8 protein-coding genes are annotated in these 7,754 nt (G+C 40.0%); 6 read left to right on the forward strand and 2 right to left on the reverse strand.

The features are described 5' to 3' along the window. The first annotated feature begins 386 nt into the window (after positions 1 to 386). Positions 387 to 719, forward strand: a complete 333-nt coding sequence (locus H0U71_08265) for a YbaB/EbfC family nucleoid-associated protein (protein ID MBA2655039.1) — start codon at positions 387 to 389, stop codon at positions 717 to 719. Positions 720 to 723: 4 nt separating this feature from the next. Beyond that, positions 724 to 1,317, forward strand: a complete 594-nt coding sequence (gene recR, locus H0U71_08270) for a recombination protein RecR (GenBank protein MBA2655040.1) — start codon at positions 724 to 726, stop codon at positions 1,315 to 1,317. Positions 1,318 to 1,387: 70 nt separating this feature from the next. Here recR and H0U71_08275 read toward each other — a convergent pair whose 3' ends face one another. Beyond that, positions 1,388 to 2,110 (reverse strand): hypothetical protein, encoded by a 723-nt coding sequence (locus H0U71_08275; GenBank protein MBA2655041.1) that lies wholly within the window; start codon positions 2,108 to 2,110, stop codon positions 1,388 to 1,390. Positions 2,111 to 2,125: 15 nt separating this feature from the next. Continuing rightward, on the reverse strand, positions 2,126 to 2,863 hold the full coding sequence (locus H0U71_08280; GenBank protein MBA2655042.1) for a hypothetical protein: 738 nt from the start codon (positions 2,861 to 2,863) through the stop codon (positions 2,126 to 2,128). A 442-nt stretch (positions 2,864 to 3,305) separates the two neighbouring features. Between H0U71_08280 and H0U71_08285 the strand changes: the two genes are divergently transcribed. The 4 genes from H0U71_08285 to H0U71_08300 are packed head-to-tail and all read left to right on the forward strand — an operon-like array spanning position 3,306 to position 7,373. Beyond that, positions 3,306 to 4,946 (forward strand): glycosyltransferase family 39 protein, encoded by a 1,641-nt coding sequence (locus H0U71_08285; GenBank protein MBA2655043.1) that lies wholly within the window; start codon positions 3,306 to 3,308, stop codon positions 4,944 to 4,946. Between the two features lie 11 nt (positions 4,947 to 4,957). Continuing rightward, positions 4,958 to 5,314, forward strand: a complete 357-nt coding sequence (locus tag H0U71_08290) for an EamA family transporter (protein ID MBA2655044.1) — start codon at positions 4,958 to 4,960, stop codon at positions 5,312 to 5,314. Positions 5,315 to 5,364: 50 nt separating this feature from the next. Further along, positions 5,365 to 6,348, forward strand: a complete 984-nt coding sequence (locus tag H0U71_08295) for a glycosyltransferase (protein ID MBA2655045.1) — start codon at positions 5,365 to 5,367, stop codon at positions 6,346 to 6,348. 14 nt (positions 6,349 to 6,362) lie between these two features. Further along, positions 6,363 to 7,373 carry a bifunctional UDP-4-keto-pentose/UDP-xylose synthase gene (locus H0U71_08300; protein ID MBA2655046.1) on the forward strand — a complete coding sequence of 337 codons (1,011 nt, stop codon included), beginning with the start codon at positions 6,363 to 6,365 and terminating at the stop codon, positions 7,371 to 7,373. The last annotated feature ends 381 nt before the right edge of the window (positions 7,374 to 7,754 follow it).

Below are 7,754 nucleotides of genomic sequence, written 5' to 3' on the forward strand. Positions count from 1 at the left end.
CCGGAACCCATCCCTCTCCGTCGTCCCGCGATTTATTCGCGGGATCCAAATCCGATGCTGGATCCCGCGAATAAATCGCGGGACGACGTGGAGGTGTTTGGCCGCGGGACGACGTGGAGGTGTTTGGCCGCGGACGACGGCATTATTGTCACCCTCGCAATAAGCCTTTTTAAATTTTTGTCCAGTACAAAGAATTTCAAGTGAGAAATCGGGGACTGTAATTTCACGGTCAATAAATTGGAGTAACCGAATTGTAAATTCGATATCTGTATAATGCTTAAGCACCTTTACCAATAGTAGCGGATGTGATAATCAGGCTGCGACTAGCAAAAATACGCAATTAAAGTTAGTATAACCGCTTATTTATCAACATCGAGGAATTCAACATGGCGGACACTCCAGATCTAAAAGAATTAATGCGTATGGCCCAAGAAATGCAACAAAGCATGAAAGAGGCCCATGATGATTTATCTCGCCAAGAATATAAAGGCGAAGCCGGCGGCGGTTTGGTGACTGTTTATATGAATGGCCGTCATGACACAAAGCGTGTTATTTTTGATCCAAAGGTAAAGAGCGAAGATTTGGAATTCCTCGCTGATTTAGTTGCCGCAGCAAATAATGCCGCCACTCGCGAAATTGAAAAAGCCTCAGAGAAGAAGATGTTTGATCTTACTAAAAAATTAGGCATTCCAGGCGCTCAGGATAAAGAAGAAGAATAATCTTATGTCGAGTCCGTTGATTGAACAGTTAATTAATGCGTTACGTTGTCTTCCCGGTGTGGGGCCCAAGACAGCGCAGCGCATGGCATTTCAACTACTACAGCATAATCGTGAAAATGGTTTACATTTAGCCCGTATTTTAAACCGGGCGTTGACCGAAGTAGCCCACTGCACGCAATGTCATACCTTATGCGAAAATGAGTTGTGTCGATTATGTGATGACCCCAAGCGGGACCCTTCCTTACTGTGTGTAGTCGGAACGCCTATGGACGTTATCGCTTTTGAGCAAACAGGGAATTTTCGCGGACATTATTTTGTTTTAATGGGACACCTATCCCCTCTCGATGGGATAGGTCCTAAAGAGATAGGTATAGAAAAATTAGCTGAACGACTCAAAAAACTACCTATTCAAGAAATGATTTTGGCCACAAGCACTACGGTGGAAGGTGAAGCTACCGCTCATTATATTGCTAACATGGTTAAAGATAATCCGATCAAATGCACTCGCATCGCATACGGCGTACCCGTAGGCGGTGAATTGGAATATCTTAATGTTAACACCCTCGCTCGCGCCTTTGCAGCACGCACCTCTTTATAATATTATAACTATTCAGCACTAAATTAGTTCGGCAAGAACGTCTATATCTGACTGAACAGTCACATACTATTTAACTTTTAGCTTTTTTTAGATGCGGCGTTTCCTGAAAACCAAACGCATTCCAGATAGTGTCGAAAAAAGGTTGTAGACATTTTTTTACGTCTACGTGAGCGTCGTCAAGCTTATACCGGGGGAATATTAACTCATTAAGGGGTAATGGTTTGTTGCGCGCTTTTCCTTCATAGCCGCTTTTTGCAATGTCATCAACGCTAATACGAATGTTTTCAACCGACAAAAACCGCAAATAAAGATAATAAGGCCCCGGTAACGATAGCCGGTTCATCACCGCTAAATGATTCGATAGACTCGCAGTAAAACGTTTTTGCAAACGTAAGGGGAAAAATTCATTGCCTCTTCCATCATGCGTTCGCTGCGCGATGGCGAAAACTGTTTCGGTACGCCCGTCTCTAAATACCTGAGTATATGCATGCTTTTCATGAATCGTTGAATAGAAAATTAACCCATCAAAATTATAATCAAAAATAACTGTTTTTTTATCTTCGCCAAAAGGAGGTAAATAATTAGCAGGTTGTGCTAGTTTTTTAATATCAAATTCTATTTCTTGAAACTTCTCAGGGACAAAATGCATCACGAAACGAGCAGTGGGATCCGCTATTAAAATAGCAGGATACTTATTATCTTTAATATACTGCACCCGTGCTTTAAGAAAATTGTCCAATACTTTTTCTTCAGCAACAAAGTCCATCGATTGTGATATTTTTTTATCTTCCATAATATTTTTATTCCATTATATTCGTTCGTAAATATTAACTGAATTTAACCCCCAGCTCATTAAATGTAAATTCGAATATAGAGGCTTGAATCCACCTACTTCATCTAAATTGGCTGAGCCTAAAATAACACGCGCACCTACCTTGAGCTTAAGTAATTGTACGATAATGGCAGTAAAAAACTCACCTCTAAAACATGTTGCATTGATAAATACAACATCACCATCGCTTATATCTTGGGTTAAAAAATCGTTATTTATAAATTGAATATTAAGAGGTTTATGAGACAGTAAATTTTGATATTCAGGCAGATTTTCTAATTTATTTTTTAATGCTTCGCTTAACTTATATAACCCAGCTAGCTTCTCAATCCCACACGTTTTCGAGAAATCAAACACTAATTCAGCAATCATAACAGCCTTCCCGGCTCCTGATCCTAAATCGTAGAAGACTTCACCCGGTTGCGGATGAGCTCGCTCCAGGATCCGGACAAAACTAAAAAAAACGACTTCTCCGTAAGTATATGTGGTGTCCCCCATCATTCCAGCTGCATGCCGTTCTTTTAGGGAAATTTCGGTGGGATTAACGTTTTCATAAACTTTGTTAAAAACCGTGAGGCATCGGTCGTAATGGACAGTGCTACTCCACCCTCTTTCTTGCAACAAGGCTGCCCAATAGCGAATTCGGTCGCGGTTGAAACGCCAGATTAAAAAAATCAGTAATATGGAAAAAAAGATAACAATTTGTGTAACCATTATTTCGCTCAATATTAAAATTATTTAGCACTAATTAAGCGCTCGGCATGAAAATTCAGATTTGGCTGAATCTCAACGAAAAATTAACAGAAAAGCGCCGTTCAAGTAGGTGAGTGGTTTCTGTTAATTTTTCGTTGAGTTCAGCCAAATATCGAAGCTCCAATCCAGAGGCTGATCAGTTAGTATTTCGCATTGTACAGCAATCCTAATAAACAAGGCAGTAGTCAGGGCGCGTAATGAGGCGAGGCAACGGAGTCGAGACATTTGAACTCACCAACGAGGCTCCGTCTCTAAGCACGAATACGGGCGGCGGGCCACCCCCAAAAATGCACTGGTTAATCCAACTTTTGCTTCTCTTTAAAGGCAATTTATACGAAAATACTGGACCTTTATCAAAATCTCTCTGTCCATATCAAATGGCAGTTAATATATGTGAGCAAATATGCCAAAAGCGACTCGAAGCTGGGTGACGGACCTTTTTGTGCTTACCCTACTTATTGGTTTTTTGTATAGCATTAGCATGAGTAATCGTCCGTTAGCACCTCCCGATGAAGGCCGATATTCTGAAATTCCGCGTGAGATGGTAGCAACGGGAGATTATATAACCCCCCGCCTTAATGGCATAAAATATTTTGAAAAACCTGCACTATTTTATTGGTTGCAAAGTCTCAGTATTAAGGCTTTTGGCTTAAATGAATGGTCACTTCGACTTGCCACCGAGCTGATGGGAATTCTTGGTTGTCTTTTCACCTATATCGGATCACGCAAACTTTATGATCGACAAACCGCTCTTTACGCCACATTAATTTTAGCCTCATCAATGCTTTATGCAGGATTGGCGCATTTTATAACCATTGACATGACGGTCAGTGTTTTTTTAATAGGCAGTTTATTGGCCTTTATGGTAGGAAATAAATATCCTGCGGGGAAAACACGACGTAATTACTTATGGCTGATGTATTTCTTTGCGGCTCTAGCCACCCTGACCAAGGGCCTTATTGGAGTTATTTTCCCCGGGATGATCATTTTTACTTGGCTTTGCGTTACAGGACAGTGGCGTCAGCTTTCGAGCTATTGTTTACTCTCTGGAACGGGAATTTTCTTAATTATCACCTTACCTTGGCATATTTTAGTGCAACTCAAAAACCCTGAGTTTTTCAATTTCTATTTTATTGATCAACAATTTTTACGCTATTTCACAGATTATGCAGGCCGCAGCCAACCCTTATGGTTCTTTCCTGTAGTACTACTCGCTGGATTTTTCCCATGGACAGGGTTTCTTTTTTCAGCCTTGAAGGAACATTTCCAAGCGTGGCGAAATCTTAAAAAATATCCTTTTGAACTATTTTTACTGTTGTGGGCGAGTTTAATATTTCTTTTTTACTGGCTTTCGCACTCGCAACTTATTCCGTATATCTTACCTATTTTTGCGCCCTTGGCCATTTTGACCGGGCGTTATATTAGTCAATATATTAATGATACCGAACGCATGAAATTTGGTTTAGGGGTGGCGTTAATATCGTCCATCATCATGTATATTGCCGCCTTAGTTTTTACCCATTCTGCTCCTTTAGAAAACATGACGGCTAATTTCATAGGGGTTACCCCCCTTTTCCTCGGAATAATCCTACTATTTTTCAAACGTATTAGCGGGTTTTTTATCTTTGTTTCCCTGGCATTAACTACAGCTTGTTTACTGCTTGTCGCCACCTATAATTATAACCAATTCGAGACGAGATCTATCAAGCCTCTTGCAACCAATTTGGTTAAATTTATCCGTTCAGATGATATCATTTACTCCTTTCATCACTACGCACAAGATCTGCCATTTTACCTCGGTAGAAAGGTCAAAATAGTCAATTGGCGAGGGGAATTAGACTTCGGAATTAAACATCAAAACACCAAAGATCTTTTTCTTAATGACCAACAGCTTCAAACTGAATGGCCAAATAAAACCCGCAAATTTATGGTTCTCAAAAAACAAGATCTACCCTATTTTAACACTTGCCCTTCTTTAAAATATTATGTGATTACGGAAGAAGGCAAATATGCATTAATTTGTAACCAGGATATTAAACAATGAAATCTTCCGTGATGCCTTTAATCTTATTTGGGGTGGTTTTGAATACCGGTGCTCAGCTCCTTTTAAAGGCAGGAGTAAACCGTATGGGACAATTTGATTTTGTTTGGGCGAAGATTGTACCCCTCGGCCTGCAAATAGCGACGAATCCTTACATCCTCATAGGTTTATTTTCATATGTAATCAGTGTGGGAACATGGCTTTTAGTTCTTTCCAGAGTCGATGTAAGTTATGCCTATCCCATGATAAGTCTTGGCTATGTGTTAAATGCAGTTACAGCCTATTACCTTTTCGATGAAACTTTATCCATATCACGCATGATGGGAATTTTTGTGATATTGTGCGGTGTTTATTTAGTGGCCCGCAGTTAGCCTGCTAATCATGCAATAATGAATTTTAATAGTACGTTTGAGGATTTTTAATGAACCTACCTTACATTAGTGTTGTCATCCCAGTTCATAATGAAGCAGAAGTGCTTTATACCCTCTATACACGATTAACTACCGTTATGGATCAACTAAAAAAGCCGTATGAAATCATCTTCACCAATGATGGTAGTAAAGACAATTCAGAGGCCATCTTAAATGAATTGCATAAGAATCGACCTCATAATATTCGTATTATTCATTTCAATGGCAATTATGGACAACACATGGCCATTATGGCGGGATTTGAAAAAGTACGAGGCCAAATTGTTATTACCATGGACGCAGACTTGCAAAATCTACCCGAAGACATCCCCAGTTTTATAGAAAAAATAGAACAAGGCCATGATGTAGTCGGCGGCTTCCGTGAAAATCGTCAAGATAGTTTCTGGCGGGTTTGTTTTTCAAAACTACATAATAAAATTAGAGCGCGTATTACCCCTCGCATTACCATGAAGGATGAAGGTTGTATGCTACGTGCCTACCGCCGAGAAATTGTAGACTTGATGGTTTCAAGTGGAGAGGCCTCGACCTTCATTCCAGCTCTCGCACTTACCTATGCTGGCAATCCGGCGGAAGTTCCTGTGAGCCATGAACCCAGACATGCTGGCACCTCAAGCTATAATTTTTATCGTTTGATTCGCTATAACTTCGATCTGATTACGGGTTTTTCATTGGTTCCATTACAGCTTTTTACATTACTCGGTATTGTGATATCAGTACTCAGTGGCTTCTTAGTTATCTATATGATCTTACGCAGAACCATCATAGGGCCTGAAATGGAAGGGATCTTCACCCTTTTCGCGATAATTTTCTTTTTAGTGGGATTATGTTTGTTGGGCTTAGGAGTATTAGGTGAGTATATCGGGCGCATCTATCAAGAAGTTCTAAAACGACCCCGCTTTGTCATCAAAAATGTAATGGAACAGAATCAAGAGGTTGTCAAAACCCCCACCATAGAAAACATCACAGTATCATAAGGAAGGGCAAAAGCATGAAGATTTTAATCTTAGGTATTAATGGTTTCATCGGCAATCGCTTAACTGAAAATATTTTAAGTAAGACTGACTGGGAAATCTATGGCATGGATCTCTCATCTCATCGTCTAGAAAATTGCATGCGATATTCTCGTCTACATTTTCAACAAGGTGATATGACCAAAGAAAAAGACTGGATTAAAAAGCATCTAGAGATTTGTGATGTCGTCCTCCCCCTTGCTGCGATTGCTTCTCCTTCGCTCTATGTAAAAGATCCACTTAGAGTTTTTGAACTAGATTTTGAAGCCAATTTGGAAATTGTTAAGTTGGTACATGCAGCAAACAAACGGTTAATTTTTCCCTCTACCTCAGAAGTATACGGGATGTGCGATGAACCGGCATTCGACGAGCTCACCTCAAAACTTATCTTGGGTCCCATCGAAAAAGAGCGCTGGATCTATTCTGCGTCAAAACAACTACTAGATCGTGTCATCTATGCATATGGCAAACATCGGGACCTTAAATTCACGTTATTCCGGCCTTTTAATTGGATTGGTCCCAAACAAGATGAAGTGTTTTCAACTGAAGCTGAGCATTCACGAGTGGTATCACGCTTTATCAGCAACATCATACATAACAAAGATATTATCCTGGTAAACGGTGGCAATCAAAGAAGATGTTTTACCTATATTGATGATGGCATTGACGCATTGATGAAGATTATTGAAAATAAGGATGAATGCGCCAACCATCGCATTTTTAATATTGGTAATCCAGAAAACAATATCACTATCCGTGAACTCGCTGAAAAGATCAAAACGTTGGCAATGGTTTATCCTAAATATCACGATTTAGCGGAACAAACGCGGATTATTTCTGTCGACGAAGAGCAAGTCTATGGTAAATCTTATCAAGATACCGAAAATCGTGTGCCCTCAATCAAACAGGCAGAGAAATATCTTGATTGGACACCCAAAACTGATATTGAAATTGCCCTAAATAACACATTGGATTATTACTTAAGTTAGCCGGCAATCTCTTCCGCAGAACGGCAATGAATTTCTGAAGGGGGAGGGGCTTATGGCGATTGCATAGGATTCCGCCCCGTGCAAACCACTGACTTTATGCCTAGATCTCTTGCTCCATCTTTTCAAGCGTAAATTACTATTTTTCTTCACCTTAGCCTATTCGCGGGAGAGGGTTAGGGTGAGGGTTTTAACATTTATTAAATTTTAAAGTGGGGCCCTCACCCCAACCCTCTCCCGCGAATAAGCATATGAGAAATTGTGTGACCGGCACATAGGTAACAAAAGTGGCCGGACACATCGGTAACATTAATCTACCATAAGTTTATTAACTTTAAGCATTTTTTCATTGAAGATAGCCAAAGGCATAAAAGAGAAATGTAA

It is taken from the genome of Gammaproteobacteria bacterium, assembly GCA_013697705.1.
In the GTDB taxonomy this organism is placed as follows: domain Bacteria; phylum Pseudomonadota; class Gammaproteobacteria; order UBA6002; family UBA6002; genus UBA6002.